The organism is Sphingobium bisphenolivorans, from assembly GCF_000412635.1.
In the GTDB taxonomy this organism is placed as follows: Bacteria; Pseudomonadota; Alphaproteobacteria; order Sphingomonadales; family Sphingomonadaceae; genus Sphingobium; species Sphingobium bisphenolivorans.
This window is the reverse complement of the sequence record NZ_ASTG01000017.1, coordinates 74454-99673: the sequence shown is the minus strand read 5'-3', so window position 1 is coordinate 99673 and position 25220 is coordinate 74454. Positions and strand designations below refer to the sequence as shown.

General features: G+C 64.0%; 29 protein-coding genes. 9 read left to right on the top strand and 20 right to left on the bottom strand.

Annotated features, from left to right (window positions below):
• Positions 1-9 precede the first annotated feature (9 nt).
• Positions 10-2526: a leucine--tRNA ligase gene (gene leuS, locus L858_RS0113260; protein ID WP_022683638.1), complete on the bottom strand. Its 2517-nt coding sequence runs from the start codon at positions 2524-2526 to the stop codon at positions 10-12.
• Positions 2527-2602: 76 nt separating this feature from the next.
• A complete protein-coding gene (locus tag L858_RS0113255) occupies positions 2603-3052 on the bottom strand; it encodes a DUF3576 domain-containing protein (RefSeq protein ID WP_028056108.1) in 450 nt (149 codons plus the stop codon).
• A gap of 229 nt (positions 3053-3281) precedes the next feature.
• On the opposite strand from L858_RS0113255, the gene L858_RS0113250 reads away from it, so the two are divergent.
• Complete coding sequence (locus L858_RS0113250) at positions 3282-4013, top strand: hypothetical protein (protein ID WP_022683636.1); 732 nt, start codon at positions 3282-3284, stop codon at positions 4011-4013.
• 180 nt (positions 4014-4193) lie between these two features.
• Here the strand turns inward: L858_RS0113250 and L858_RS0113245 are convergent, their stop codons facing one another.
• On the bottom strand, positions 4194-4754 hold the full coding sequence (locus tag L858_RS0113245) for a thiamine phosphate synthase (protein ID WP_022683635.1): 561 nt from the start codon (positions 4752-4754) through the stop codon (positions 4194-4196).
• A gap of 23 nt (positions 4755-4777) precedes the next feature.
• On the opposite strand from L858_RS0113245, the gene L858_RS0113240 reads away from it, so the two are divergent.
• Complete coding sequence (locus tag L858_RS0113240) at positions 4778-5512, top strand: YggS family pyridoxal phosphate-dependent enzyme (protein WP_022683634.1); 735 nt, start codon at positions 4778-4780, stop codon at positions 5510-5512.
• Here the strand turns inward: L858_RS0113240 and L858_RS0113235 are convergent.
• Together L858_RS0113235 and pdeM are read right to left on the bottom strand one after the other, a co-directional pair.
• Positions 5490-8291, bottom strand: a complete 2802-nt coding sequence (locus tag L858_RS0113235; RefSeq protein WP_022683633.1) for a TonB-dependent receptor — start codon at positions 8289-8291, stop codon at positions 5490-5492. The two genes, L858_RS0113240 and L858_RS0113235, sit on opposite strands and share 23 nt — an antisense overlap.
• 192 nt (positions 8292-8483) lie before the next feature.
• Positions 8484-9143, bottom strand: coding sequence for a ligase-associated DNA damage response endonuclease PdeM (gene pdeM, locus L858_RS0113230; RefSeq protein ID WP_022683632.1), 660 nt, complete (start codon positions 9141-9143; stop codon positions 8484-8486).
• Positions 9144-9207: 64 nt separating this feature from the next.
• Between pdeM and trhO the strand changes: the two genes are divergently transcribed.
• A complete protein-coding gene (gene trhO / locus L858_RS20150; protein WP_022683631.1) occupies positions 9208-10008 on the top strand; it encodes an oxygen-dependent tRNA uridine(34) hydroxylase TrhO in 801 nt (266 codons plus the stop codon).
• Between the two features lie 4 nt (positions 10009-10012).
• On the opposite strand, the gene L858_RS0113220 is transcribed toward trhO, so the two are convergent.
• The 3 genes from L858_RS0113220 to L858_RS0113210 are packed head-to-tail and all read right to left on the bottom strand — an operon-like array spanning position 10013 to position 11786.
• Positions 10013-10723, bottom strand: a complete 711-nt coding sequence (locus L858_RS0113220) for a M48 family metallopeptidase (RefSeq protein ID WP_022683630.1) — start codon at positions 10721-10723, stop codon at positions 10013-10015.
• A complete protein-coding gene (locus tag L858_RS0113215) occupies positions 10704-11129 on the bottom strand; it encodes a YcgN family cysteine cluster protein (protein ID WP_022683629.1) in 426 nt (141 codons plus the stop codon). The genes L858_RS0113220 and L858_RS0113215 overlap by 20 nt, the downstream gene beginning before the upstream one ends.
• Positions 11130-11132: 3 nt before the next feature.
• Positions 11133-11786, bottom strand: coding sequence for an SCO family protein (locus L858_RS0113210; protein WP_028056107.1), 654 nt, complete (start codon positions 11784-11786; stop codon positions 11133-11135).
• A 47-nt stretch (positions 11787-11833) separates the two neighbouring features.
• Between L858_RS0113210 and L858_RS0113205 the strand changes: the two genes are divergently transcribed.
• The gene (locus L858_RS0113205) at positions 11834-12457 is read left to right on the top strand and encodes an ankyrin repeat domain-containing protein (protein WP_028056106.1); all 624 of its coding nucleotides are present in this window, start codon (positions 11834-11836) and stop codon (positions 12455-12457) included.
• Positions 12458-12482: 25 nt separating this feature from the next.
• Here L858_RS0113205 and L858_RS0113200 read toward each other — a convergent pair whose 3' ends face one another.
• The 11 genes from L858_RS0113200 to L858_RS0113150 all read right to left on the bottom strand — a co-directional run bounded on the left by L858_RS0113200 (position 12483) and on the right by L858_RS0113150 (position 19527).
• Entirely contained in the window at positions 12483-12977 is a 495-nt protein-coding gene (locus L858_RS0113200; protein ID WP_022683626.1) for an MmcB family DNA repair protein, read from the bottom strand.
• 98 nt (positions 12978-13075) lie between these two features.
• Entirely contained in the window at positions 13076-13726 is a 651-nt protein-coding gene (locus tag L858_RS0113195) for a cell wall hydrolase (protein ID WP_028056105.1), read from the bottom strand.
• A gap of 175 nt (positions 13727-13901) precedes the next feature.
• Complete coding sequence (locus L858_RS0113190) at positions 13902-14213, bottom strand: DUF1491 family protein (protein ID WP_152639827.1); 312 nt, start codon at positions 14211-14213, stop codon at positions 13902-13904.
• Positions 14214-14229: 16 nt separating this feature from the next.
• Positions 14230-14739 carry a PaaI family thioesterase gene (locus L858_RS0113185; protein WP_022683623.1) on the bottom strand — a complete coding sequence of 170 codons (510 nt, stop codon included), beginning with the start codon at positions 14737-14739 and terminating at the stop codon, positions 14230-14232.
• Positions 14687-15154: a PTS sugar transporter subunit IIA gene (locus L858_RS0113180; protein WP_022683622.1), complete on the bottom strand. Its 468-nt coding sequence runs from the start codon at positions 15152-15154 to the stop codon at positions 14687-14689. The genes L858_RS0113185 and L858_RS0113180 overlap by 53 nt, the downstream gene beginning before the upstream one ends.
• A 128-nt stretch (positions 15155-15282) precedes the next feature.
• Complete coding sequence (hpf, locus tag L858_RS0113175; protein WP_022683621.1) at positions 15283-15879, bottom strand: ribosome hibernation-promoting factor, HPF/YfiA family; 597 nt, start codon at positions 15877-15879, stop codon at positions 15283-15285.
• 86 nt (positions 15880-15965) lie between these two features.
• Positions 15966-16658, bottom strand: coding sequence for a DNA polymerase III subunit epsilon (dnaQ, locus tag L858_RS0113170; RefSeq protein WP_022683620.1), 693 nt, complete (start codon positions 16656-16658; stop codon positions 15966-15968).
• Positions 16659-16691: 33 nt separating this feature from the next.
• A complete protein-coding gene (coaE, locus tag L858_RS0113165) occupies positions 16692-17285 on the bottom strand; it encodes a dephospho-CoA kinase (RefSeq protein WP_022683619.1) in 594 nt (197 codons plus the stop codon).
• A gap of 4 nt (positions 17286-17289) precedes the next feature.
• Positions 17290-18111: a shikimate dehydrogenase gene (gene aroE / locus L858_RS0113160; protein ID WP_022683618.1), complete on the bottom strand. Its 822-nt coding sequence runs from the start codon at positions 18109-18111 to the stop codon at positions 17290-17292.
• On the bottom strand, positions 18108-18701 hold the full coding sequence (locus tag L858_RS0113155; RefSeq protein ID WP_022683617.1) for a Maf family protein: 594 nt from the start codon (positions 18699-18701) through the stop codon (positions 18108-18110). The genes aroE and L858_RS0113155 overlap by 4 nt, the downstream gene beginning before the upstream one ends.
• A gap of 4 nt (positions 18702-18705) precedes the next feature.
• Positions 18706-19527, bottom strand: a complete 822-nt coding sequence (locus tag L858_RS0113150; protein ID WP_022683616.1) for a pyruvate, water dikinase regulatory protein — start codon at positions 19525-19527, stop codon at positions 18706-18708.
• Between the two features lie 288 nt (positions 19528-19815).
• On the opposite strand from L858_RS0113150, the gene hemE reads away from it, so the two are divergent.
• Together hemE and L858_RS0113140 are read left to right on the top strand one after the other, a co-directional pair.
• Positions 19816-20880: a uroporphyrinogen decarboxylase gene (gene hemE / locus L858_RS0113145; RefSeq protein WP_022683615.1), complete on the top strand. Its 1065-nt coding sequence runs from the start codon at positions 19816-19818 to the stop codon at positions 20878-20880.
• Positions 20880-21320 carry a CopD family protein gene (locus L858_RS0113140; RefSeq protein ID WP_022683614.1) on the top strand — a complete coding sequence of 147 codons (441 nt, stop codon included), beginning with the start codon at positions 20880-20882 and terminating at the stop codon, positions 21318-21320. The genes hemE and L858_RS0113140 overlap by 1 nt, the downstream gene beginning before the upstream one ends.
• A gap of 7 nt (positions 21321-21327) precedes the next feature.
• On the opposite strand, the gene panC is transcribed toward L858_RS0113140, so the two are convergent.
• Positions 21328-22173, bottom strand: a complete 846-nt coding sequence (panC, locus tag L858_RS0113135; protein ID WP_028056103.1) for a pantoate--beta-alanine ligase — start codon at positions 22171-22173, stop codon at positions 21328-21330.
• A gap of 109 nt (positions 22174-22282) precedes the next feature.
• On the opposite strand from panC, the gene L858_RS0113130 reads away from it, so the two are divergent.
• Genes L858_RS0113130 through pgmG form a run of 3 tightly spaced genes read left to right on the top strand, consistent with a single transcriptional unit; the run spans position 22283 to position 24914 of the window.
• Entirely contained in the window at positions 22283-23089 is an 807-nt protein-coding gene (locus L858_RS0113130) for a division plane positioning ATPase MipZ (protein ID WP_022683611.1), read from the top strand.
• The gene (locus tag L858_RS0113125; protein ID WP_022683610.1) at positions 23089-23523 is read left to right on the top strand and encodes a J domain-containing protein; all 435 of its coding nucleotides are present in this window, start codon (positions 23089-23091) and stop codon (positions 23521-23523) included. The genes L858_RS0113130 and L858_RS0113125 overlap by 1 nt, the downstream gene beginning before the upstream one ends.
• A 20-nt stretch (positions 23524-23543) precedes the next feature.
• Positions 23544-24914, top strand: a complete 1371-nt coding sequence (pgmG, locus tag L858_RS0113120) for a phosphoglucomutase/phosphomannomutase PgmG (RefSeq protein ID WP_022683609.1) — start codon at positions 23544-23546, stop codon at positions 24912-24914.
• The last annotated feature ends 306 nt before the right edge of the window (positions 24915-25220 follow it).

The window sequence follows — 25220 nt, the reverse complement described above, 5'->3', positions numbered from 1 at the left end:
GCGTTTCCACTAGATCACCAAATTCACCAGCCGGTCCGGCACCACGATGATCTTCTTGGGGCTGGCCCCATCCAGCGTGCGCACCACATTGGGCGCCGCAAGCGCGAGGCGTTCCAGCTCATCTTTCGGCGTGCCCTTGGGTACCGTAATGGTGTCGCGCAGCTTGCCCATCACCTGGCAGGCGATGGTCACCTCATCCTCCACCAGCAGCGCCGGATCGACCTGCGGCCAGGCGGCGTCGGCAATCAGCCCCTCCTCGCCCATGTCCGCCCAGGCTTCCTCGGCCAGATGCGGGATCATCGGCGCGACCAGCAGCGCCAGCGTCCGGATCGCCGCAGTCCGGCTGGCCGAGGGCTTGGCTTTCTCCACCGCGTTGGTGAGTTCGTAGATCTTCGCGACCGCCTTGTTGAAGGACAGCGCCTCGATGTCCTTCGCCACGCCGTCGATGGTCTGGTGCAGCTTGCGATCCATCGCCTTTTCGGCGCCCTCCGCAGCCTTGTCGGCCTCCCCGAACAGCCGCCACAGGCGGTTGACGAAGCGCCAGCTGCCCTCGATCCCGCTTTCGGTCCAGGGCAGGTCGCGCTCCGGCGGGCTGTCGGACAGCATGAACCAGCGCACCGCGTCCGCGCCATATTGGGCGATGATGTCATCGGGATCGACGACATTCTTCTTCGACTTGGACATCTTCTCGACGCGGCCGACCGTCACCGGTGCGCCCGTTTCGATGACGACCAAGCCATCACCCTTGCGCTCCACATCCTGCGGGGCGAGCCAGGCGCCTTCGGGCGACTTATATGTCTCGTGCGTCACCATGCCCTGGGTGAACAGGCCGGTGAACGGCTCGGCAAAGCCGATCTGCCCCATATGCTGCAGCGCACGGGTCCAGAAGCGGGCGTAGAGCAGGTGCAGGATCGCATGTTCCACGCCGCCGATATATTGGCCGACCGGCAGCCATTTCTCGACCGTTGCGCGATCGAACGGCTTGTCCTTGGGCTGGCTGGCGAAGCGGATGAAGTACCAGCTGGAATCGGCGAAGGTATCCAGCGTGTCCGTCTCACGCCGCGCCGCCTTGCCGCACTTGGGGCAATCGACATGCTTCCAGATCGGATGCCGGTCAAGCGGGTTGCCGGGAATGTCGAAGCTGACATCCTCGGGCAGCACGACGGGCAGCTGGTCCTTGGGCACGCCCACCGGACCGCAATCCTCGCAATGGATGACCGGGATCGGCGTTCCCCAATAGCGCTGGCGCGATACGCCCCAGTCGCGCAGGCGGAAGACGGTGGTGCCGGTGCCCCAACCACCCTCCTCGGCGCGGCGGATGACCTCGGCTTTGGCTTCCTCGACGCCCAAACCATTGAGGAAGTCGGAGTTCACCAGCTTGCCGGGGCCGGTATAGGCCTCGTCCGCGATGCCCTTGGCCTCATCGCCCTCGGCGGCGACCACCCGCTCGACCGGCAGCATATATTTGCGCGCGAAGTCGAGGTCGCGCTGGTCATGCCCCGGAACCGCCATGACCGCACCGGTGCCATAATCCATCAGCACGAAGTTCGCGACGAACAGCGGCAGCTTGCGGCCGGTGAAAGGATGGATCACCGACAGGCCGGTGTCATAGCCCTTCTTCTCCTGCGTCTCGATCTCCGCCGCGGCGGTGCCGGACTGGCGGCATTCCTCGGCAAAGGCGTGCAGCGCCGCGTCCTTCTCCGCCAGCGCCAGCGCGATCGGATGGTCCGCCGCGATCGCTGCGAAGCTTGCGCCGAAGATCGTGTCGGGCCGGGTGGAGAAGACCTCCAGTTCCTCGATGCCGCCCACCGCCTGATCCAGCTTGAAGCGGAACTGCAGGCCGACCGACTTGCCGATCCAGTTCTCCTGCATCAGCCGGACCTTTTCAGGCCACTGATCCAGCGTCTTCAGACCGCTGAGCAGATCGTCGGCGAATTGCGTGATCTTCAGGAACCACTGGCTCAATTTGCGCTTCTCGACCGGCGCGCCGGACCGCCAGCCCTTGCCGTCGATCACCTGCTCGTTCGCCAGCACGGTCATGTCGACCGGGTCCCAGTTGACCGCGCTCTCCTTGCGATAGACGAGGCCCGCTTCCAGCATGTCCAGAAACAGCGCCTGCTCATGCCCGTAATAGTCGGGATGGCAGGTCGCCAACTCGCGGCTCCAGTCCAGCGCAAAGCCCAGCTTTTTCAGCTGCGCCTTCATGTTGGCGATATTCTCGTAGGTCCATTTGCCGGGATGGACCTTCTTTTCCATCGCGGCATTTTCCGCCGGCATGCCGAAGGCATCCCAGCCCATCGGATGCAGCACTTCGTGCCCCGTCATGCGCCGGAACCGTGCCAGCACGTCGCCCATCGAATAGTTGCGCACATGCCCGATATGGATGCGCCCGGAAGGATAGGGGAACATCTCCAGCACGTAGCTGCGGGGCTTGTCGCTGCTGTCGGACGCCTTGAACGTCTGCTTCTCGTCCCAGGCGGCCTGCCACCGGGCATCGGCCTCAAGCGGATTGAAGCGCCTCTGCATGAACTATCCTCAAAATGCATTCGGGCCGAGCTTTTGCGAAGCCCAGCCCGTGGTTTCAGAAAAGGGACGAAGGGCTTTAGCCGGCGATCGCCATGCGGCGCAGATCGCGGGCCTTGGTCAGGATGATCTCTTCCAGCTTCTGGACGGTGGCGGCCTGGACGGGTGCGTCGATCCACTGTCCCCCCTGGCTGACCTGACGGCTGGCCGCAACGCGCAGAGCGTCGGCGCGCAGATCCTGGTCGAGGATCGACACGGTCAGCTTCATCCGCTCATTGGGGCTGTTCGGATTGGCGTACCAGTCGGTGACGATCACGCCGCCGTTCGAATCCGTCTGAACCATCGGCATGAAGGACAGCGTGTCGAGCGTCGCCCGCCACAGATAGGCGTTGACGCCGATCGTCGTCACCTTGGACGCGGCAAGATCAGCCTTGGGGCGCTCCTTGGAACCGCCACCGCAGGCGGCGAGCGGCAGAAGTGCAGCCAGCAGCAAACCGGCGGAAACAGGGGTAGGGAGGGGGCGGACCATCATTTTGTGTCCCATATCTTCAGGAAAACGCCCCGCTTCTATAGTGGACCCGCGCCAATCGGCAAGGGGGACCGCAGCGGCGCGCCTCATCCTGCGAAGGCTGCCCACGCCGCTTCTGTGTGTTCCGTGCAACAGCTCAGACAAAAAGCTTGCCGCGCTCTACCAATCGGCCCGCTTCATGCGTATAAAAAAGACTCAAGAAAAAGTCGGTGGGGAAGAGACTCGGATCATGCGCCTGAAGAGGGGACAGTTGGCATTGGCAGGCTCGGCGATCGCCGTGGCCGGCTTCATGCTGTCTCCGGCTCTTGGTGCAGCGACCGATCTGGTGCGCATGCGGGCGGAGGTGCCCGTATCGCTCGGCGCCTTGGGCAGCATCTCCTCCTTCACGCCGACGACGAAGGATCCGCGCCTCGCCGCCGCTTATGCGAAGATCGCCCTGTCGGCGAGCCGCCAGAATTTCCGCTTTACGCCCACCAGCGGTTCGATGAGCGGCCAGCGGTCGGTCACGGTCATGGTACGCGCGGCTGATCTGAACGATCGCGTGGCCGTGACGCGCACGATTGATCCGGTGAGCATCGCGCCTGTCGCCTTCAGCCTGAACAATGCGCACAACTGGCGCAAGTTCGCGCTGCCCGAAGCGGTGGGCCGCAAGGAGCTGGACCCGGTTCCGGCCGAACCGATCGCTGCCACGCGCAATTTCTCGCTGGCGGATGCGCGCAAGGATCGTTTCAGCACCAAGGTGGTGATCGAAAGCCGTCGCGAGCCTGGTCAGGCGATCCGGACGCCCAATGCGGACAAGGATTATTCGCTGGATCTGGCGAGTTCCTATTCGCTGACGCGCAACCTGAACGTGACGGCGGGCGTGCGCTACAATAACAGCTTCGCAGGACGGCTGACGCCGATGACCGACGACCGGCAGGACAGCCAGGCCGTCTATCTCGGCACCATCTTCAAATTCTGATCCGCTGAGCGTGATCGCCTTATGAGGACGGGTCTGCGTTAAGGCTCTCTTTCCCTCCCCCCGAACTTGGCGCGGGATCGGCTCAGGCCTGCCCTGAGCCTGCCGATGGATCCGGCGTCATAGCCACTCCCACCTGACCGGCATAATAGAGGTGGGCGACGCTCGCTCGCCCTTGACCGTTCAGACGCGTCCGCCCAGCCCGTCGATCCCCGCCCAGCCCGCAGCGCCCAGCGCTTTGAGCATCCGGCGGTGCTCAGCGCGCACCCCTCCCAGCGCGATGACCGGCCGGCGCGCCTGCCGCGACAACAGGCCGAATCTTGCCCGGCCAAGCGAACGGCCTCCGGGATGAGAGCGTGTCGGGAACAGCGGCGACAGAAGGAGGAAGTCGGCGCCCGCCCGCCTCGCCGCCTCCATTTCCCTCCCGTCATGGGCAGGCGCACTATGAAGCAGCGGTCGCCGCGCCCGCCGGCAGTCGCGTCCATGCCAGCCATCGGCACGCCACGCGGCCGCCTGCCGCGCCGAACCGCCGAGCATCAGGGTAAGCCTGCGGCGCAACGCAATGCTTTTCAGCCGCGCGAATAATCTGTGCCGATCCGGCCCTTCGGTGCGATAATGGCGAAAGATGATGCCCGCCCGGCCCTTTGGCAGCCGGCTCGCCGCCGCGAGCAAGAGGGCGTCGTCCACCCGCTCATCCGTCATAAGCCAGACGGCAGGCAGTTTTTTGCGGTGGCGGCGGTCCATGGCCCTCGCCTATAGCAGCCGCCATGACGACCGACACTATCGAAGCTGCAAATCGCCTCGGGGCCGTGCGCGATGCCATGGGCCGATCCGCGCGCCTGACGGAGCGGACTGCCGATGACATCAACCTGATCGCCGTTTCCAAGACCAAGGCGGCCGACGCCATTCGACCGCTGATCGAGGCGGGCCAGCGCGGTTTCGGTGAGAACAGAGTGCAGGAAACGCAGGAAAAATGGCCCGCCTTGCGAGAGGAATTTCCCGACCTGACGCTTCATCTCGTCGGACAGCTGCAATCCAACAAGGCGGCCGAGGCGGTCGCGCTGTTCGACGTCATCCACTCGCTCGACCGCCCTTCGCTGCTGCCCGCGCTGGCAAAAGCGATGGACGCGGCCGACCGGCGTGTGCCCTGCTTCCTTCAGGTGAATATCGGTGCGGAGGCGCAAAAGGGCGGATGCCCCATCGCTGAGGTTCCTTCCCTCATCCGCGCCGCGCGCGATGCCGACATTCCGCTGCTCGGCCTGATGTGCGTGCCGCCCGCAGAGGTCGAGCCGGCGCCCTTTTTCGCGCTGATGGCCAAGGTCGCGCGCGAGGAGGGGCTGGACCGGCTGTCGATGGGCATGTCGGGCGATTTCGAAACCGCCATCATGTTGGGCGCCACCGACATTCGCGTCGGCACCGCCCTCTTTGGAGAACGCCCCGCTGCCGCCCGCCCGACTCCGGCGAGCGGCAGGGGAATGATCAGAAACTCCCGCGCAGGGTGATGCCGTATGTGCGCGGCTCGGCCAGATAGGCCGAGATCAGCTGGTTCGCGAAAGGAGCGCCTTGCGCGAACTGGCCGGTCGTGGAGGTGGCGGGGCTGCTCGACTGAAGCGGGCTGCTGAAGGCCACCTGGGTATAATCCTGGTTGAAGATATTCTGCCCCCAGAACTCGACGGCCCAGCGCTGCTCCGGCCCGCGAATGCCGACACGGGCGTTGAACACGGCGTATCCGTCCTGCTCCTTTTCCGGGAACAGGTCGGACCCGGTGTTGAAGTCGCTGCTCATCCGTCCGTCGATGTAGAAGAGCGCCGAGAGGCCGCTGGAGCCGATCTCCGGCGTCCAGGCGGCGCTGACAGTCGTGACGACTTCGGGCGCCTGCGAGTTGATCGCGCCGGGCAGCAGGAACAGCGCCGGGTCGAGCGGTACGGAACCATTGCTGCTGCCGACCAGCCGGTTGGCGAACTTCGCCTTCGCATAGGTCAGGCCGCCGCTGACCCGGACGTTGCGCACGGGGCTGGCCGACAGTTCCAGCTCCACGCCCTGGCTGATCAGGCCCGGACCGACATCATCGCTGTCGCACCGTCCGCCGCCCGCCGCGATCGTGCCCGGCGTCAACGCGCTGTCGCAGCCGTTGATATTCTGAACGACGAAACTCGTGCCGTTGAAGGTGTTCAGCTGGAAGTTCTTGAACTCCTGCCGGAAGGCAGCGATGTTCGCGCTCCATTTGGGCTGAGTGTATTTCAGGCCGATCTCGAAAGCGTCGACCTTTTCAGCGGCGAAGCGCAGGCTGGTCACGTCCGCATTGCCGCGCGGAGCGAATACCGCCGGCACGAGATTTGTGCCGGTCGAACCAAGCTGGAAGCGGTCGAGATTGTAGCCGCCGGCCTTATAGCCCTTTGAATAGCTGCCATAGGCCAGCAGTTCCTCGATCGGCTTCCATGACAGGACGGCCGTGCCCGAAAATTCGCCGCCGCTGATCCGGTCATTGAGGTCCAGCGCGTTCAGGCTGGTCGAGGCATTGCCCAGACAGCCGAGCGTCAGGATACCACCCGCCAGGGTTGAGGCCGCACCCAGCGCCGGCGTGGTCGCGATCTCGAAAAGGTCGTTGAGAGCTCCCGGATTGCGCGCCTGCAAGGCCGCGCAGGTCGCATTGTTATTGTTCAGATCAGCCGAGAAACGCTTGCGCTCATGCGTGTAACGCAGCCCCAGAGTGAGATCGAGCTGCTTGGTGATGTGAATGATATTGTGGGTGAAGAGCGCCCAGTTCTCACTCTTCTGCCGATAGAGGGATGCCACGTCGCCAGCGCCGGTCGGGATCGCGGCCAGAGCGCGGAGCCCATTGCCAAGGCCCGTCGACAAGGCGCCTGCCGCGGTTGCGCCCAAGGCCGGCGCCAGCGCGGCATTGAGCTGTGCCTGAGTGCCGGTAATCAGCGCGCCGGTGGCAAGGCCGCTGCCACAGGCTGCCAGTTGAGCAGCGGTCAGGTTGCTGTTGACCCCTGCACCCGCCATCAGGCGACACGCCGCAAACCGGCCATAATCCGCTCCGAAGCGGATATTATCTTCCAGCGTCAGCTTCTCATGCGCGTAATAGCCGCCCACCAGCCAGTCGAGCACATCGTTGAAGGCCGACCCTTGCGCCCGCAATTCCTGAGTGAAGGTCTTGAACTGGCGATAAGTGTTGGGATCGCGATAGAGCAGGTCGGCGCCACTATAATCATAATCGCCATAATCCTGGCTCTTATAGTCGCGATAGGCGGTGATGCTGGTCAGCTTGGTGCCGCCCAGATCATAGTTCACCTCGCCCGACAGGCCCCAATCCTTAAGCTTGCTGACATATTCACGGCCCGCAGTGATGTGCAGCTCGCGATCATAAGGGTCCGCCGCGAAAATGCTGCCTTGTCCCGCCAGGATCGCTGCGATGCGATTGAAAGGCGCGGTGCTGTACCCGCCGCCCGCAACCGGGCGACGTTCCCGCGTCTCGATATAGGCGGCGCCGCAGCAGCTTTCGTCGCGATTGGTGTAGTCGCCGATCAGCCGGACAGAGAGCGCGTCGTTCGGCTCGAACAAAGCCTGCCCGCGCAGGAAATAACGGTCGCGATCGTTCGTCTCGCCGACCTTGTTGCCAGCCGTACCGACCAGATCGTAGAAGCCGTCCCGCTTCGACCAGACCCCGTCCAGGCTGAGCGCCAGGCTGTCGGTCACAGGCCCGGTGATCCGCCCGGCCAGCCGCCAATAGTCGTAATTGCCGTAGGTGACCTCCGCCTTGCCGGCGAGTTTGAACTCCGGGGCCTTGCTGATGATGTTGATCAGGCCCGCCGAAGCGTTGCGGCCGAACAGCGTCCCCTGCGGCCCGCGCAGCACCTCGACCCGCTCGATCTCCCCCAGTTCATTGAGGCCGGCGCCGGTGCGCGAGCGATAGACGCCGTCGATGAACACCGCGACCGAACTTTCGAGGCCGGGATTGTCGCCGACCGTGCCGATGCCGCGGATACGGGCCGACGCGTTGGCCTCCGTGCCGGTGGATGACAGCAGCAGCGAGGGGGCCAACTGGTTCAGCGCCCGAATGTCGGTCGCGCCGCTATTCTGCATCGCCTGCGCGGTCACCGCCGATACGGCGATCGGAACGTCCGACAGCGGACTGGCTCGGCGCGTCGCCGTGACGATGATGTTGACATTGTCTCCTTCCGGAGACGCACCACTGTCCTGCGCCCATGCGACCGGAACGCTGCTGCCCAATGCAATGGCACCGGCAGAAATCAGCCAAAGGCTCTTGTTTTTCATTATGCTGCTCCCTCTCTTCATCCGCGCGGCTTGTTGCCGCGTCTCCCTATCTGCTGTGGATAATGCTGGTACCGAATAACGATGGCAAGGATGCCCTGACTTTTCCGACATTTAACGGTCTGCGACGATAGGATTCTCATATGCTGTTGCATGACAGCAACAACTTAACTTCCGGTTTCCGCTACTGCATCCTTAGCGGAGCGGGAAGCGTAACAACCGGTCGGCCACAGGGACCAGCGCCGCGGCGCCCGGACCCATGACTCGGCGGATTTCGTCATGGCCGGCGTCCAGCCCGCCGGTGAGAGAACCCAGCGCCGGCAGGATCAGCTTCGTGGGCGACCCGACGAAGCAGCGCCGCGACACATGGCGGCCGCGCAAGGAGAGGCGCAGCTTGGGATGGAAGTGACCGGAGATTTCCGGACTCGGATCATGCGGATCAGCCTCATGCCGCAGCCAGATGCCGTCCACCAGCTTTTCCGCGCACCGCCAGCCGCCCGGCGTCGCCACCATGCCGACGTCATGATTGCCCGTGATCCACGTCCAGTCGAGCCGGGCCGTGAGCGCGGTCAGCCTTTCGCGCGCGCGCCGGTCCAGCCGCGCCGCACCGCCCGCGTCATGAAAGCTGTCGCCCAGCGACCATACTGCCTGCGCACCCGTTCGCTCGACCAGCATCTCGATCATGTCGAGCGTCGCTTCGCTGTCGTGGGGGGGCAGAAATTGGCCGAAGCGGGCGAACCAGCTCGCCTTCTCGAAATGCAGGTCCGCCACCAGCAGCGCCGCCCGGGCCGGCCAGAAGAGCGCGGCTTCGGAGAGCGCGAGAAACTCGTGACCTGCGAACGAAAGGGGAACCATGGCAGCGCTATGGCCTCTTGGGCGCCGGCTTTCAAGAGGGCTTGGAAGCGGCTATGGGCGCTGCATGTCGTCGGACTTCACCATCGCCGCCCTCTACCGCTTCGCTGCCTTCGCCGATCCGGAAGCGATCGCGCAGGAGCTACGCACCCTTTGTGCCGGTTTGGGCACATGCGGCACGTTGATCCTCGCGCGCGAAGGGATCAACGGCACCGTGGCGGGCAGCGAGGACGCGATTGCGACCCTGGTGGGGCATATCCGCGCGCTGCCCGGCTGCGCCGATCTCGACGTCAAATATGCGAGCGCGGCAGAGGCGCCGTTCGGGCGCATGAAGGTCAAGGTAAAACCGGAGATCGTGACGCTCGGCGCCGGCGATCTCGACCCCGCGAACCAGGCTGGCACCCATCTCGATCCGCAGCAATGGAATGCCCTGATCGCCGATCCGGACACGGTGATCATCGACACGCGCAACGCCTATGAGGTTTCCGTCGGCAGCTTCGAAGGCGCCCTCGATCCGGGCACGCGCTCTTTCCGGGATTTTCCCGACTGGTTCGACGACTTCGCCCAGACATTGCGCGACGAAGGCCGTAAACCCCGCATCGCGATGTTCTGCACCGGCGGCATCCGCTGCGAGAAATCGACGGCGCTGGTGCGCTCACGCGGCTTTGACGAAGTCTATCATCTGCGCGGCGGCATCCTGCGCTATCTGGAGGAAGTGCCTGAGACGGAAAGCCGCTGGCAGGGCGAATGCTATGTGTTCGATGAGCGCGTCGCCGTCGGCCATGGCCTGAAAACCGGCGAGCACCGGCTGTGCAAGGCCTGCGGCCTGCCCCATCGGCGCGACGAAGCGCATCTCTGCCCGGCCTGAACGCTCAGGCGGTGTAGCGGTGCAGCGCTGATCCATGTGCCCGCAGCCAAGCGCGCGCGGGCCGGGGGTCTTCCCCCAATATGCGCGCGTGGGCGGCGTGGAAGGCCGGGCTGTGATCCATGTGCAGCAAATGCGCCAGTTCATGCGCCACTGTCGCGCGGCGAACCTCCGGAGGGCAGAGGATCAGCCGCCAGCTGTAGCGGATGGCGCCGCTGGAGGCGCAGCTCGCCCAGCGGCTGCGCGGATCACCGATGCCGACCGACGCGACGATCAGCCCATGATCCAGCGCCATCGCGTGGCTCTCGGTCTCCAGCACCGCCCGCGCCCGCGCCTTGAGCCAGCGCAGGACCCGTGGCCCCGCCGATTCCGCCGCGCCGCCCAGCAGCAGCCGGTCGCCCTCCAGCCGGATCGTCCGTGACGCATCGGCAACCCAGCAGATGCGCACGTCGCGCCCCTCCAGCGGGAAGACGGCGCCGTCGCTGAGCAGGATCTGCGCGGGCCGCACCGCCATCTGGCTGCGGACCCAGCCCTCATGTTCCTGCGCCCAGCCGAGCGCCCGCTTCAGGTTCGCCCGCGTCGGCAGCGACAGCCGCAGCTCACCGCGCGCATGGTCCAGCGAGAGGCGGTAGCTGCGCGCCCGCGGCGATCTGCGCACTCTCACCGGCACCGCGACGCCGTCGATCAGAAGGACGGCGTCAGAGCTCGCGGTCGACAAGATGATTTTCCCAGTCCCCCGCGTCGGCCTCCGCCACGGTCCAGCCCCGCACCGATTCCTGCGCGCGATGCACCGCCTCCCGGTCGCCGGAGATCAGATAGTGCCATTCCGGCAGGGGCAGCCCCTCGCCCCGCAGCCGGTAGGCGCAGGTGCGCGGCAGCCAGCCGATCGTCTTCACCTTCTGCGGGGTCAGGCGGACGCAATCGGGCACGAAACGGCGCCGCTCGCGATAATTGGTGCACTGGCCGCTATGCCGGTCGAGCAGGCGGCAGGCCACATTGGTGGGGTAGATCCGCCCGGTATCTTCATCCTCGGCCTTGTGCAGGCAGCATTTGCCGCAACCGTCGCACAGCGCTTCCCACTCCGCGCGGTCCAGCTTGTCGAGGGGCTTTTCCCAGAAGTTCAACCGTCACTTCACCCATTTTTCGAGGAAGGCGGTCACCTTGTCGGGCGCCCCCTCATCCTCGTTCGCGGTCCCCGGATCGTCCACCGGCACCAGCGCGACCGGCGCTCCATCCGGACCAAACAGATAAGGCGTGCGGCTGTGGCTGACCAGATAGCCGCTCGCTCCCTCCGCCTTCTCCTTATTATAGATGACGACGAAATCCTTCGCCACCTTCGCGATCTCGTCCGGCGTACCGGTCAGGCCGACCAGGCGGGGATGGAACGCGGCGACGTAGCTTTTCAGCACCGTCGGCGTATCCCGGTCCGGATCGAGGCTGATGAAGATGGGCTGGACCTTCTTCGCCAGCGCCGGGCTGTCCTTCTCGAACTTGCCAAAGCCCTGCATGATACGTTGCAGATCGACCGGGCAGACGTCGGGGCAGTAGCTGTAGCCGAAATAGACCAGCCTATAGCTGCCCTTGAAGTCGTCCCAGCGGCGCTTCCTGCCGTCCTGGTCCTTCAGGGTGAAGGGCGCCCCGATCCGCGCGCCGTGGAGATCGCCCTGCGTGCTTTCCGCCTCGCCGGCCGCATTGCCCTCGCCCTTGTTGCAGGCTGCGGTCAGAAGGATGAGCGGCAGGATGAGGGATGCAAGCGCTTTGTTCATGGCGTGGCCAGCCATGCCTTGCTATGGCCGGATATGCAAATGCCAACGGGGCTGACAGACAGATGACAGGACGGATTAAAGGCTGGAATGGCTTGGGCCGGGCGGCCGCTGTGGCGCTGGCGCTGCTGTCGCCACTGGGCGCACAGGCGCAGTTTTCGGACAATTATAATTTCCTGAAGGCGGTGAAGGACGCCGACGGGCAGAAGGTCACCGACCTGATCCAGAAGCCGGGCTCCACCGTTATCAACAGCCGCGACGTGACCACCGGGCAAAATGCGCTTCATCTGGTGGTGGCGCGGCGGGACAGTACGTGGCTCAGCTTCCTGCTCGCGAAGGGCGCGAACCCCAATCTCGCCGACAATGCGGGCAACACGCCGCTCATGAACGCGGTGCAATTGCGCTTCGAGGATGGGGTGCGCACGCTGCTCAGCTACAAGGCGCAGATCGACAAGGCCAATGGCAGCGGCGAAACTCCGTTGATCCGGGCGGTCCAGCTCCGCGACGTCGGCCTTGTGCGCCTGCTCGTGGCGCAGGGCGCCAATGCCGACAAGCGCGATACGATCGCCGGCATGTCGGCGCGCGACTATGCCGAGCGCGATAGCCGGACACCGGGCATGATCGAGGCACTGAGCGCTGCCAAGAGCTCGGCCGCGCCGAAAGGTCCGGTGCAGGGTCCGACCTTCTGACCGCCGCCGCCCGGCGGGCCGGGTGTCACCAACCCAGTTCCGCCGCGTGATCCGGATCCGCGATCGCCGTCAGGCGGCGGGCGGCACGGCGGGCGAAACGCAGCGTCTCCGCCTTGCGCCGGGCGGCAGCCAGCGGCTCCACCGGAGCGGGGCGGACAAGCTCCGCATCATATTGATCGGCGACGATCAGGCCGGTCCGGGCAGGCCACAACGCCTCGCTATCGAACAGCGACAGGTCGAAGCCTGACGGAACCGCCCAGAAATAGCGGTCGCAATAATCGAAATAGTCGGGCCATTTCATGTCACCCAGCAGATCGTTGCGGCTGCACTTGATCTCGACGATGGTGATCCGGCCTGCCCCATCCAACGCCATGATGTCGGCGCGGCGGCCATTGGGCAGCGGCACTTCCAATATCCCGCTCATGTCGTGCCGAAAAAACAGGCGCAGCGTGCCGCGGGCCACGGCCAGCGCCGTGCCGTCGCTAAGAGGTGAACAGCTGTCGGAAGGGGCGGACATCATGTCCGGCTTCTAGAACAGGAAGGGAACAAAAGAAAAGAGCCGATTGGGGGAGTCCCAACCGGCTATCTCATTCACCGACAATATGTGGCGGGATCGGCTCAGCGATAGAAGATGTGATTGTCGATCGCCGCCAACTGGCGCTTGCCCCAGCCCGGCGAAACCCGGCGGGCGTGGAAAAAGAGCGCGCCCTCGGCCTGGCTGTTCCAGCCGTCTTCCATCGCGATCTGGGCGATGGCGACCGCTTCCCGCCAGCTCTCGCTGGCCATGGGGATCATAGGCATGCTGTTGCCGCGCACGAAGCTGAACTGGCCGCGCTGATAGACCACACCGCACAGGCTGCTGGCGAAGCGGCCCGACTTGGCCCGGTTGATGATGACGCGGGCGACAGCCAACTGGCCTTCCAGGCTCTCGCCCTTGGATTCGAAGTAAACCGCACCGGCCAGGCACTTCATGTCACCAGCCACATCCTCGGCCGCGCCCTGCGCGTTCACCAGGGCGGCGAGGTTATCGGCCTTCACGTCGGCGCTATCGGCAAGGGGGGCCAGCGGCTGCGCGATTTCACGCGGCGCGGCGAAAATAACGGCGGGCTTGGTGCCTGCCGACGGAGCAGCATTCCGCTCCGAGATCCCGGTGAGGGATATAACCGATGGAGCTGCCTCGCTGGCGCTCGATCTATCGGCTGCGGTGACCGCCGCAGTGGCGGACAGAGTAAATGCCGCCACGATGGCAGCCTTCAAACGGAGACTCATTACAACTCAAAATCGTGCGGTTCTTGGCCGGGGACGTCACAAACCCCTTGATACACCGACGTCCGGCCGCCCCCCGTCTGCGTGTTTACCGCATCCGCCCCCCATGGACGAAGCCGGCAACCTGCGCACTGAAGCGTGGGGGGCCTGTGCCTGCCCGGACGAAGGGAGTCAACGATCAGCAGATTGTTTCAGCGGCGAACCGTTCCGCATCCGCGATATCGAGTTCGATAACCCACAGATCGGGGTCTGATCGGCGTCGACGCTCAATATATTGGGCTGCCTTGTCGGACCCTTCATCCGGTGCGGGACCGCAACGAGTGATTCGGTACCCTCCTGAAAGGTCCGGAATCCGCTCCAGCAATCCCTTTTCTATCCCCTTTTCAAGAGCTTGGATGATGATGACGCCGCTCGTCTCATCGCCCTTCATCAATATGGCGGCAAATCCGCCTTCTGCTGCGCTGCGGCGTAACAACGCGCCGACCAGCATCGCGCTGGTCAGCCGTTCAGTCACCATAGCCCGGCAGAGAAGATAAGGGGAATTGCGACCGCATGAAGGTGCCAGTTCCACGCCCGACCTCCTCCCCATCTGCGTCGATCAGGCTCGCCTCGGCCACATACACCCGGCGCTTGCCGTTGATCCAGCGCCCTTCGGCCCGAAGCCGGCCGGGAGTGATCGGCCGGGTGAAGAGCACATTGAAGGCGGTCGTCAGCAGGAATCGGTCGCTCACCAGGCTGTTGGCGGCGTAGAAGGCCGCATCATCGAGCATCTTGAAATAGACGGTGCCATGCACCGCTCCGGCCGCATGAAACTGCGTCTCGTCCGCGTCGAAGCTGATGACGGAATGTCCTGCCTCCGGGATCGTCAGTTCCGACCGGAACAGGCGATTGATCGGTGCCGATCGATAAAGGCTCTCCAGCGCGCGGAAATGCGCCGCCTCCCCACTGGGCGAGGCACCCGGCTCAGGCAGCGTCACGTGCCTCGCCACCCGCCAGCAGGGCGTGCAGAGCCGCATCCGACTTGACGCCGCGCAATCGGGTGACCTGCCCCTCATCGCGCAGATAGCGGGAAACCCGCGCCAGGGTCTTCAGATGCTCCGCTCCGCTATCGACAGGCGACAGCAATGCGAAAACGATATTGACCGGGGCCTCGTCAACGGCGTCGAACGGCATCGCCGGGTCAAGCAACACGACCACGGCGCACATCTTGCCGAGCGAGGGAATCTTCGCATGGGGAATGGCGACGCCGCCGCCAAAACCGGTGGATCCGAGCTTTTCCCGTTCCATCAGCGCCTCTGCAACGACGCGGGCGTCCAGATCATATGCCTTGGCCGCAAGCGCCGCGATTTTCTGGAACAGCGGCTTCTTGCCGTTCACCGTCAGGGCCGTGGCAAGCGCATCCGGCGCGACGATATCGTTGAAGTGAACCATGACCAACCCGGAACAGCCGAGGCGCGCCCAGCTTCGATCGATTGCGCGTTGCTCGGGAACATATAAAGCCCGGCCCCATAGGCCGGCAGCCGACGAAGGTCAACCGCCGGCGCCGGGGCCGGTGCATTCTAGGAGGCGCGCGGCTCCACCCAGCCGATTGTGCCGTCGTGGCGGCGATAAACCATGTTATAGCTGGCGGTGCCCGCATTCACGAACAACAGCGCATTGGTGTTGCGCAGGTCGAGCATCATGACCGCGTCGGATACGCTGGCCTCAGGGATATCGACGCGTGTTTCCGCGACGATCAGGGGCGCTTCGGCCGGTTCCTCCTCATCGGCTGCCGAAGCGAAAATTGTGTAGCCCGCTCCGTCCACGCCATCGATCTCATAGCCATTGGCGCGGTGCGCTTCGGCGGCGGCTGCCTGTGCGCTGCGGTCCTTCAGGCGCCGCAGATAACGGCGAAGCTGCTTTTCGATCCGGTCAGCGGCCTGCTCGAAGGCGGGATGCGCCTCATGCGCCTCGCCCGCCCCCTTCAGGATCAGGCCGGTCATGACATGGCAGACGATATCGCAATGGAAGGCCCCATGGGGCGCAGGGCGGAACGTCACCTGGGCGGAAAGCGTGCGGGAAAAATATTTCTCGGCCATGGCTTCGAGCCGGGTCGAAACATGCTGCTTGAGCGCATCGCCCGTATCGACCTGATGCCCAGAAACACGAATATCCATATGCCTTCTCCTTATTCTTGCCGGTCAGCCGGGACGAGCCGACCGGCTGGCATGGAGCATGAAGGCGGTGAACCCGATAGGCCGCCTCAAGCCCCTTCGAGCCAGAGCGGCTTTTCCAGCGTTGCGATGAACGCGGCGTGCCGCACCAACTCCTCCGCGCTCGCTTGGAAAACGCGCGCGGGACGAACAGGGCGAACCGCGATTTCGGCCGCAAGTTCCACCCGAATAATGTCTTTCTCCACCTCCTGTGCAAGACCAAGGCCGATCTGACGGCCGCCGGTCAGTTCGATATAAAGCTGGGCGAGAAGTTCGGCGTCGAGCAACGCGCCATGCTTGATGCGATGGCTGCGGTCGATGCCGTATCGGGTGCAGAGCGCATCCAGGCTGTGCTTGGCGCCGGGGTGCAATTGCCGTGCGATCGCGACAGTATCGATCATCCGGTCGATCGAAATTTCGCCCAGGCCGCACAGCTTCAGCTCATGATTGAGGAAGCCGAAGTCGAACCGCGCATTATGGGCGACAAGATGGCTGTCCTCCAGGAAGGCGAGCAGCTCCTGCACCCCGGCCGAGAAGAGCGGCTTGTCCTTCAGGAATATGTCGGAAAGCCCGTGAATCGCCTCTGCCGCTGACGGCATGGTCCGCTGGGGATTATAATAGGCGTGGAAGGTGCGGCCGGTAGGCACCCGGTTGACGAGTTCGATGCATCCGATTTCCACCAGGCGATCGCCCGAGACTGGATCGAAGCCGGTCGTTTCGGTGTCAAAGATAATCTCGCGCATTGCCCTCTTGAACCGACTCTGCCGCACCCGTCTTTATCGGCCTCTCTTCGCCCCAAGGCAAGCGACCAGACGGCGCACCTGGGAACGGGTCGAGGCGAAGGTGGTGCCTGTGTTGATGATATAGTCAGCCCGACGCCGTTTTTCAGCATCAGGCGTCTGCAAGTGAATGATTCTGCGAAATTTTGCCGATGTCATGCCGGGGCGCGCCAAGACCCGGAGACGCTGTTTCCAGGCGGGCGCGGTCACGACGATGACTCCAGCGACCTTGCGATGGCCATGCTTCTCGAACAGCAGCGGTATGTCCAGGACGACAAAGGCGCGGGCTCGGTGTCGCCGCAGGAATTTCTTGCGCACATGGTTGACCGCCGGATGGACGATCGTCTCCAGCGCCTTCAACTCCTCGGGATGGCCAAATACCGCCGCGCCCAGCTTGACCCGATCAACGCCCTTCGCACCTGTCGTGCCGGGAAAACGCGCCTCGATCGCCGGCAGCAGCCGACCTCCCGGCCCTTGCAGCCGGTGCACCTCCGCATCCGCGTCGAACACCGGCACGCCTTCGCGGCGCAGCATCTTCGCGACCGCCGATTTCCCCATGCCGATGGAGCCGGTTAAGCCGTATATCTTCATGGAATCAGGCTGCCAGCAGCAGAGTGCGCAACTCTTCATCGCGGTCGCGCGGTGCCTCGGCATCGAAGAAAATGTCGAATGCCAACGCGGCCTGTCCGATCAGCATCTCCAGCCCATCGAGCGTCTTGAGGCCGCGCGCCCGGGCTGCCCGGAGCAGGTTCGTCTCCAGCGGCGAATAGACGATGTCGTAGACAGTGGCGCTGTCTGCCAAATGGGAGAGGTCAATATCGAGCACGGGCTGCCCCACCATGCCAAGCGAACTGGTGTTGACCAGCAGGTCGGCTGCAGGAAGCGCGTCGTTCATCCCGATCACCCTCCCCTCGACCCCGGCCCGGTCCAGAAGCCCCTGACCCTTGGACCGATCGCGCGCCATGATGCTGATGTCCGCCACCCCCAGGCTCGTCAGCGCGAACAGAATCGCCCGCGCCGCGCCGCCTGCACCGACCAGCACCGCGCTCTCACCCTTCCACTTGTCGCGCAGCAACGGCTGAAGAAAGCCCCCCGCGTCGGTGTTGGTGCCGATCAGCGGTCCACCCGTCTCGCTGGCGATCGTGTTCATTGCGCCAATCCGCTCCCGCACGCCACCCGGATCGTCGGTAAAGTCCATGACGGCGATCTTGTGCGGAATGGTGACGTTGCAGCCCAGCCAGTCGGGATCGGCCCGGCGCGCCAGGAAATAGGCGGCAAGCCCCTCCGCCGTCACATGCGTCTTGTGATATTCCGCTTCGATCCCCAGGCAGTCGAGCCAGAAATTATGGATCAGCGGCGATTTGCTGTGCGCGATCGGATCGCCAATCACTTCTGCATAGGGGAGCTTGTCGGTCATTGCGCCAAAACGCCCCGCACGCGCAGAAAGTCAAGCAGCGGCAGCAGAGGCAAGCCCTGAATTGCAAACTGGCTGCCCTCCACCTTCGCGAACAGCTGCACGCCCGGTCCCTCGATCCGGTAGCAGCCGACGCACCACCGGCATTCCTCCCACTCTTGATCAAGATAGTTAGCAATGAAACTATCCGACAGCGGTCGGACAGTCATCCTCACCCGCTCGATATGGCGCCAGATCGGCTCGCCGTTGAGCGCGATGACTGCGGCGCTGTGCAAATGATGCACCCGGCCCGACAGCAGCTTTAATATCCGTTCGGCATCCGCGCGATCGGCTGCCTTGTCGATCATGCTGCCATCGTCCAGGCTCAACGTCTGGTCGCAGCCAAGGACGAGCCCGCCCGGTACGCGCCGCGACACGCGCAATGCCTTGAGCTCAGCCAATGCGTCTGCCAGCTGCCGCGCGTCGAGGCCATCGGCACGCAGCGCCTCTTTGGCTGCCTCCTCATCGACGCCGGGTGACAGAGCCTCGAACGGAACCTGCGCCGCGCTCAGAAGCGCCCGGCGGCTCGCACTTTGCGATGCCAGAACGATCATGTCTTCAGGCTCCTTCCGCCAGCACGCGGTCGTTGAAGAGGTTGATGATGGCCGCCGCCGCTTCCTCGATGGAGCGCCGTGTCATGTCGATCACAGGCCAGCCATTGTCGGCGAACATGCGCCTGGCGAATGCCAGTTCCTCCTGCACCCTGTCGATGTCGACATAGGCAGTTTCCGGCGCCTGGTTCAGTGACAGCAGACGGTTGCGGCGGATCTGCACCAGCCGCTCGGGACTGACGGTCAGGCCGACAACCATTGGATGCTTCAGCGAAAACAGGCTGCGCGGCGGCGGCGACTGGATCACCAGCGGGATATTGGCCGTCTTGTATCCGCGATTGGCGAGGTAGATGGAGGTCGGCGTCTTGGACGCGCGTGACACGCCGGCCAGGACGATATCCGCCTCTTCCCAATTGTCGTGGCCAACGCCATCGTCATGGGCGATCGTATATTGAATTGCCTCGATCCGCGCGAAATAGGCTTCATCGAGGATATGCTTGCGACCCGGCCTGTTGCGCGTTTCCTGCCCCAATATGTTGGACAGGGCATCGGTTACGCTATCGAGCGCCGCGACATGGGGCAAGCCGAGCGCGCGGCAGCGTGTCTCCAGCCGGCGGCGCAACTGGTGGTTGGAGAGGGTGAAGAGCACTAGGCCGGGATTGGCGGCGATTTCCTCCATGATGCGGTCGAGATGGACATCGGACCGCACCATCGGCCAGAAATGCCGCACCGCCTCCACATTCTCGAACGCGCCTATCGCCGCTTTGGCGATATTCTCCAGCGTTTCGCCGGTGGAATCCGAGAGCAGATGAAGGTGGATACGGGACATGCAGCATATCTCTGTGGAAGGCCTGTGGATAAATCAAGAGATGGACTGGGGAGAAATCCCCACCTGAATCTTCCTCCTCCGGTCCCGGAATCTTGTCCACAGCTCCCCAACAGAAGCGAATTTCCATCCACAAGCTGTGGGTAATGTGGATAAGGGGACGGAATCGGACCGGTATGGGTAGCCCGAAAGAGTCAAGCTGTTGGCAAAGCCGGGCATAGCGCATAAACCCCGCTGCCAAGCGCCCAACTACCTCCACCACCTTCTTAGAATCTAATAATAAGAGAGTATATGACGGGACCAGATGCAGGCCGTTCGAACGGCCGGACCGCCAAGCCGTTGCTTTCCGTGCTGAAGGGTGAGTGCCTTGACGTCCCGCCCATGTGGCTCATGCGGCAGGCGGGGCGATACCTCCCCGAATATCGCGCATTGCGGGCGAAGAAGGGCGGTTTCCTGGAACTGGTTTATGACAGCCCGGCAGCGGCGGAGGTGACGTTGCAACCGCTGCGCCGCTTCGGGTTCGACGGCGCGATCCTCTTTTCCGACATATTGATCGTGCCCTATGCCATGGGGCAGGATCTGTGGTTCGAGGCGGGAGAGGGCCCGCGGCTGGCGCCCACGCTGGCAGAAACCGACCTCTCGGCGCTCAAACCCGATTTCAGCCGCTATGAGGCGGTCTATGAGACGGTACGGCGGGTGAAGGAAGCCATGGACCCCGCCGTGACCTTCCTCGGCTTTGCAGGCAGTCCCTGGACCATCGCCACCTATATGGTCGCGGGGCAGGGCAGCAAGAATCAGGAACCCGCCCGACGGCTCGCCTATCAGCAGCCGGAGCGCTTCGGCGCGATCATCGACGCGATCGTGGAGGCGACGGTCACCTATCTCTGCGGCCAGATCGATGCGGGGGTGGAGGCGGTGCAGCTGTTCGACAGCTGGGCCGGCAGCCTCTCACCGCTCCAGTTCGATCGCTGGGTGGTTCAGCCCAACCGCCATATCGTCGAGAAGCTGAAGACAGTCCATCCCGACGTCCCCGTGATCGGCTTTCCCAAGGGCGCGGGCGCGAAGCTGGTCGATTATGCGGTCGGCACCGCCGTGGACGCGGTCGGCGTCGACGAGACGATCGATCCGCATTGGGCGAACGGGGTGCTGCCGCAGGGCCTGCCGGTTCAGGGCAATCTCGATCCGCTGGCGCTGATCGCCGGGGGAGAAGCAGTCGAGCAGGCGGTCGATAATATCCGTTCGGCCTTCGCCGGGCGTCCGCACATCTTCAACCTTGGTCATGGCATTTTGCCTGACACGCCCATTGCCCATGTCGAGGCGCTGACGCGTTATGTCCGGCAGCGGGAGGGTGCCTGATGGCCTATCTGGGAGCAGCCTATTTGTGGGTCAAAGCCGCGCATGTCATCTTCGTCATCTTTCTGATGGCGGGCCTCTTCATGATGCCGCGCTTCTTCGTCTACCACCAGCAATGCGCTGTCGGATCGGATGAAGACGCCAAATGGATCGACCGCGAAAAGCGGCTGCTGAAGATCATCCTCAACCCCTCGATCATCCTCGTCTGGATTTTCGGCCTCATGCTGATGGTGGAGATCGGCGCCTGGCATTTCGGCTGGTTCCACCTGAAGCTGCTCTTCGTGCTGGGGCTTTCCGCCTATCATGGCTGGATCGCCGGCTATGTGAAGAAGCTCGCCAAGGGGCAGCGGCCCTTGAGCGAAAAGCAGCTGCGCCTGGTGAACGAAGTGCCCGGCATCGCCGCAGCGGTGATCGTGATTGCGGTGATCGTGAAGCCGTTTTGACGGGAGCTTAAACCGGATCGACCGCGATATTGTCGATCAGCCGCGTACGGCCGAGCCTGGCGGCGCCGAGCAGCCGGGCAGGGCGATCCAGCACCGTCATCGGCTCCAGCGTGACGGCATCGCACAAGGTGACATAGTCGATCGGATCGAAGCCGTGCGCCGCCAGCATGGCTATCGCCTTGGCAAGCGCGCCTTCGACCGCCGCGCCCCTTTCCATCTGGCGCGCCGCTTCCCCAAGCGCACGGGGGAGGGCCAGGGCGTCCTTGCGTTCTTCCTCGGTCAAATAGGCGTTGCGGGAGGAGAGGGCCAGCCCGTCCTCGGCGCGCTGGGTGGGCATGCCGATGATGTCGATGGGGATATCCAGGTCGCGCACCATCTGCCGGATGACGGCGAGCTGCTGATAGTCCTTCTCGCCGAACAGCGCGACGTGCGGCTGGACCTGATTGAATAATTTGGTGACGACGGTCGCCACGCCATCGAAATGCCCCGGCCGTGCGGCGCCGTCCAGCCCTTCTGTCACGCCGGAAACAGCGATGTTTGTGGCATAGCCTTGCGGATACATGACCTCCACGCCCGGTGCCCAGAGTATGTCGACTCCCGCCGCCTGCAGCATCTGCGCGTCCTTCGCCTCACGGCGCGGATAGGAATCGAGATCCTCGTTGGCACCGAATTGCCGGGGGTTGACGAAGATCGATACCACGACATGTCCGGCATGGCGCCGCGCCTCCTCCACCAGCGCCATATGCCCGTCATGCAGCGCGCCCATGGTCGGAACAAGTGCCAGCGGCCTTCCATCGCTTTTCAGCGCCTCGACGGCGTCTCTGAGAGCAGTCAGATCACGGAGGGTTTGCACGGGACGAGGGGCTCCGATAAAGGCATGGGCAGGGGAATTTCCTGCTAAGCCATGACCGTTTTGTTCGGTCAAGAATCATTGCGACAATTAACGGGGTAATCAAGGTCCGATGGCGAACGCCCAAACCCACCATATCGTTTTCGCCAATGAAAAGGGCGGGACCGGCAAGTCGACCACGGCCGTCCACACGGCGATCGCGCTGACGGTCCTGGGCCACAAGGTCGGCATCATCGACCTCGACCCGCGCCAGCGCACGGTCACCCGCTATATGGAGAACCGCGCCGAAACCGCGCGTCGGCGCGGCATCGATCTGCCGATTCCCGACTTCGCGGTGTTCAAGGGCGACACGGTTGAGGCGTTGGAGCAGGAGGCAGCCGCCCTTGCCGAAGGGAAGGACTTCCTGGTCGTCGATACGCCCGGCCGCGACGATGATTTCGCCCGTCATATGGCCGCTCGCGCCAACACGCTGGTGACGCCGATGAACGACAGTTTCGTCGATTTCGATCTGATCGGTCAGGTCGACGCCGAAACCTTCCGGGTGCGCCGCCTGTCCTTCTATTCCGAACTGATCTTCGAGGCGCGCAAGACCCGCGCCAAGGCGGACGGCGTGTCGATCGACTGGGTGGTGCTGCGCAACCGCGTCCAGCATCATGACGCGCGCAACAAGAAGCGCGTGGGCGACGCGCTGATGGAACTCTCCCGCCGCGTCGGCTTCCGCGTCATTCCCGGCCTCTCGGAGCGCGTCATCTTCCGCGAACTCTTCCCCTCCGGCCTGACCCTGCTCGACAAGGGGCAACTGGGCGATCTCGGCGTCAGCCACATCGCCGCGCGGCAGGAACTGCGCGAGATGGTGTCGAGCCTCGCGCTGCCGACTGGCGAGGAAGCGCAGCCGGTGGATCTGCTCGGCGCGGCCTGATGGGTCTGCTCGCCTTTCTGGTGATGGCGCTGGCCGCCTGGCTGACCTGGACGGGACGACTGCAACGCATGAGCGCGAAGGACGGGATGGCGCTGGGGGTTGCGCTGGTGGGCGCGGTCATGGCGGCCAAGGGCAAGCCGCTGGTCGGCGCGCCCATGCTGATAGGGGCGACGCTCTTCTTCTTCGCGAAGGGCCAGCCTGCCAGGGCCAAGCGCAAGCCGGCGGGTCCGGCGGCCGAGCCCTCGCCGCAGGATATCGTTCACGCGCGCCAGTTGCTGGGCGTTGGGCCGGACGCCGACAGCAAGGCGATCCGCGCAGCGCACCGTCGCCTGATCGCCTCGGTTCATCCGGACAGGGGTGGTACTCAGGCGCTCGCTGCCCAGATCAATGCGGCGCGCGACCTGCTCATCAGCGAAGCGAACCGGCGGGACTGACCAGAAGGAAGCGCATTTGCATGGCTCACCGCTTTCATCAGACGCTTCTACGCGAATATGACATGCGCGGCGTGGTGGGCCGAACGCTGGATGCGGCGGACGCTTATGCGCTCGGCCGCAGCTTTGGCACCATCGTCAAGCGGGCAGGGGGATCCCGCCTCGCGGTCGGCTATGACGGCCGGCTGAGTTCAGCGATGCTGGAAGAGGCGCTGGTACGCGGGCTCCAGGAATCGGGCACGGATGTCATCCGCATCGGCCTCGGTCCAACGCCTATGCTCTATTATGCCGAAGCGGTTCTCGACGTGAGCGGCGGCATTCAGGTAACCGGCAGCCATAATCCCGCCGATCATAATGGCTTCAAGCTTGTTCTTCAGCATCGCCCCTTCTTCGGCGAGGATATTCGGCAGCTTGGCGTACTTGCGGCGGCTGGAGATTGGACCAGCGGTTCGGGCAAGGTTGAAACCGTCGCCATCATGGACCGCTACGCCGCCCGGCTGGTCCAGGATTTCGATGGCGCGGCCTGGCGGATCGGCTGGGATGCGGGCAATGGCGCGGCAGGACCGGTGATGGACAAGCTCGTCAAGCTCCTGCCGGGTGAGCATCATGTGCTTTTCACCCAGATAGACGGAAATTTTCCCCATCATCACCCCGATCCTACTGTCGAGGAGAATCTGGCCGATCTGCGCGAGCTTGTCCTTTCGAAGAAGCTCGATTTCGGACTGGCCTTCGACGGCGACGGCGACCGCATCGGCGCGGTTGACGGCAAGGGCCGTGTGATCTGGGGCGATCAGCTATTGGGCATCTTCGCTGATGTGGTGCTGCGGGACCGGCCCGGCGCCGCCATCATCGCCGATGTGAAGGCCAGCCAGGCGCTGTTCGATCTTGTGCGGGCGTCCGGCGGAACGCCGATCATGTGGAAGACGGGGCACAGTCTCATCAAATCCAAAATGAAGGAAACAGGCAGTCCGCTCGGGGGTGAGATGACTGGCCATATCTTCTTCGCTGACGATTATTATGGGTTCGACGACGGACTCTATGCCGCAGTAAGGCTGATTCGCGCGCTCACCAGATTGGGCAAGAGCGTGACGGATCTGCGGACAGCGATGCCTGAACTCGCCAGTACGCCGGAAATTCGGATAGCGGCGCCAGAAGGACGGCCCTTCGCGGTCGTGAAGGATGTTCGCGACCGACTGCGTGCCTCCGGGACCATGTTCGACGAAACGGACGGTGTTCGCGTCACGACGGCGGATGGCTGGTGGCTGCTCCGCGCTTCGAATACGCAGGACTTGCTGGTGGTGCGCGCCGAAGGGCGGGACGGCGCCGTGCTCGATCGATTGCTCGCCGAAGTCGATCGGCAGCTTTCCCTTTCGGGGATCAGCCGGAAAGATTAAAGAATTTTCGCCGCTTGATCTGTCGAAATCCGTTACGGAAAGCTGGAAGAGGAAGGAAGGTTGCACAAAATGCAACCATGCTTGTTCCTTTCGCATTTGCAGCAAAGCGCCGTGCTCTGCAAAAGGGACAGGCCTTTCAGGCATCCTCTCCTAAAAACTTCCAAGCCGTCCTTCGGGGCGGCTTTTTTTTGCACTGCTTGCTCTGTTTCGGGCGGTCGCAAGCCTTCCGAACGATAAATTAACCATCCTGCCTCTATTGGCATGGCTCGCCGGCTGGACGATCACCAGCGCGGCTAAGGTGTATCG

Coding starts and splice junctions, on each gene's coding strand:
- L858_RS0113155 (WP_022683617.1), bottom strand. CDS start 18,701: ATGATCGTTCTGGCATCGCAAAGTGCGAGCCGCCGGGCGCTTCTGAGC.
- aroE (WP_022683618.1), bottom strand. CDS start 18,111: ATGACCGACAAGCTCCCCTATGCAGAAGTGATTGGCGATCCGATCGCG.
- dnaQ (WP_022683620.1), bottom strand. CDS start 16,658: ATGCGCGAGATTATCTTTGACACCGAAACGACCGGCTTCGATCCAGTC.
- L858_RS0113200 (WP_022683626.1), bottom strand. CDS start 12,977: ATGATGTCCGCCCCTTCCGACAGCTGTTCACCTCTTAGCGACGGCACG.
- L858_RS0113140 (WP_022683614.1), top strand. CDS start 20,880: ATGGCCTATCTGGGAGCAGCCTATTTGTGGGTCAAAGCCGCGCATGTC.
- coaE (WP_022683619.1), bottom strand. CDS start 17,285: ATGAAGATATACGGCTTAACCGGCTCCATCGGCATGGGGAAATCGGCG.
- hemE (WP_022683615.1), top strand. CDS start 19,816: ATGACGGGACCAGATGCAGGCCGTTCGAACGGCCGGACCGCCAAGCCG.
- L858_RS0113210 (WP_028056107.1), bottom strand. CDS start 11,786: ATGGCTGGCCACGCCATGAACAAAGCGCTTGCATCCCTCATCCTGCCG.
- pdeM (WP_022683632.1), bottom strand. CDS start 9,143: ATGGTTCCCCTTTCGTTCGCAGGTCACGAGTTTCTCGCGCTCTCCGAA.
- L858_RS0113150 (WP_022683616.1), bottom strand. CDS start 19,527: ATGTCCCGTATCCACCTTCATCTGCTCTCGGATTCCACCGGCGAAACG.
- L858_RS0113130 (WP_022683611.1), top strand. CDS start 22,283: ATGGCGAACGCCCAAACCCACCATATCGTTTTCGCCAATGAAAAGGGC.
- trhO (WP_022683631.1), top strand. CDS start 9,208: ATGTCGTCGGACTTCACCATCGCCGCCCTCTACCGCTTCGCTGCCTTC.
- pgmG (WP_022683609.1), top strand. CDS start 23,544: ATGGCTCACCGCTTTCATCAGACGCTTCTACGCGAATATGACATGCGC.
- L858_RS0113255 (WP_028056108.1), bottom strand. CDS start 3,052: ATGGTCCGCCCCCTCCCTACCCCTGTTTCCGCCGGTTTGCTGCTGGCT.
- L858_RS0113195 (WP_028056105.1), bottom strand. CDS start 13,726: ATGAGTCTCCGTTTGAAGGCTGCCATCGTGGCGGCATTTACTCTGTCC.
- L858_RS0113240 (WP_022683634.1), top strand. CDS start 4,778: ATGACGACCGACACTATCGAAGCTGCAAATCGCCTCGGGGCCGTGCGC.
- L858_RS0113250 (WP_022683636.1), top strand. CDS start 3,282: ATGCGCCTGAAGAGGGGACAGTTGGCATTGGCAGGCTCGGCGATCGCC.
- L858_RS0113190 (WP_152639827.1), bottom strand. CDS start 14,213: ATGCTGGTCGGCGCGTTGTTACGCCGCAGCGCAGCAGAAGGCGGATTT.
- L858_RS0113205 (WP_028056106.1), top strand. CDS start 11,834: ATGACAGGACGGATTAAAGGCTGGAATGGCTTGGGCCGGGCGGCCGCT.
- leuS (WP_022683638.1), bottom strand. CDS start 2,526: ATGCAGAGGCGCTTCAATCCGCTTGAGGCCGATGCCCGGTGGCAGGCC.
- L858_RS0113235 (WP_022683633.1), bottom strand. CDS start 8,291: ATGAAAAACAAGAGCCTTTGGCTGATTTCTGCCGGTGCCATTGCATTG.
- hpf (WP_022683621.1), bottom strand. CDS start 15,879: ATGGATATTCGTGTTTCTGGGCATCAGGTCGATACGGGCGATGCGCTC.
- L858_RS0113180 (WP_022683622.1), bottom strand. CDS start 15,154: ATGGTTCACTTCAACGATATCGTCGCGCCGGATGCGCTTGCCACGGCC.
- L858_RS0113185 (WP_022683623.1), bottom strand. CDS start 14,739: ATGCGGCTCTGCACGCCCTGCTGGCGGGTGGCGAGGCACGTGACGCTG.
- L858_RS0113125 (WP_022683610.1), top strand. CDS start 23,089: ATGGGTCTGCTCGCCTTTCTGGTGATGGCGCTGGCCGCCTGGCTGACC.
- L858_RS0113245 (WP_022683635.1), bottom strand. CDS start 4,754: ATGGACCGCCGCCACCGCAAAAAACTGCCTGCCGTCTGGCTTATGACG.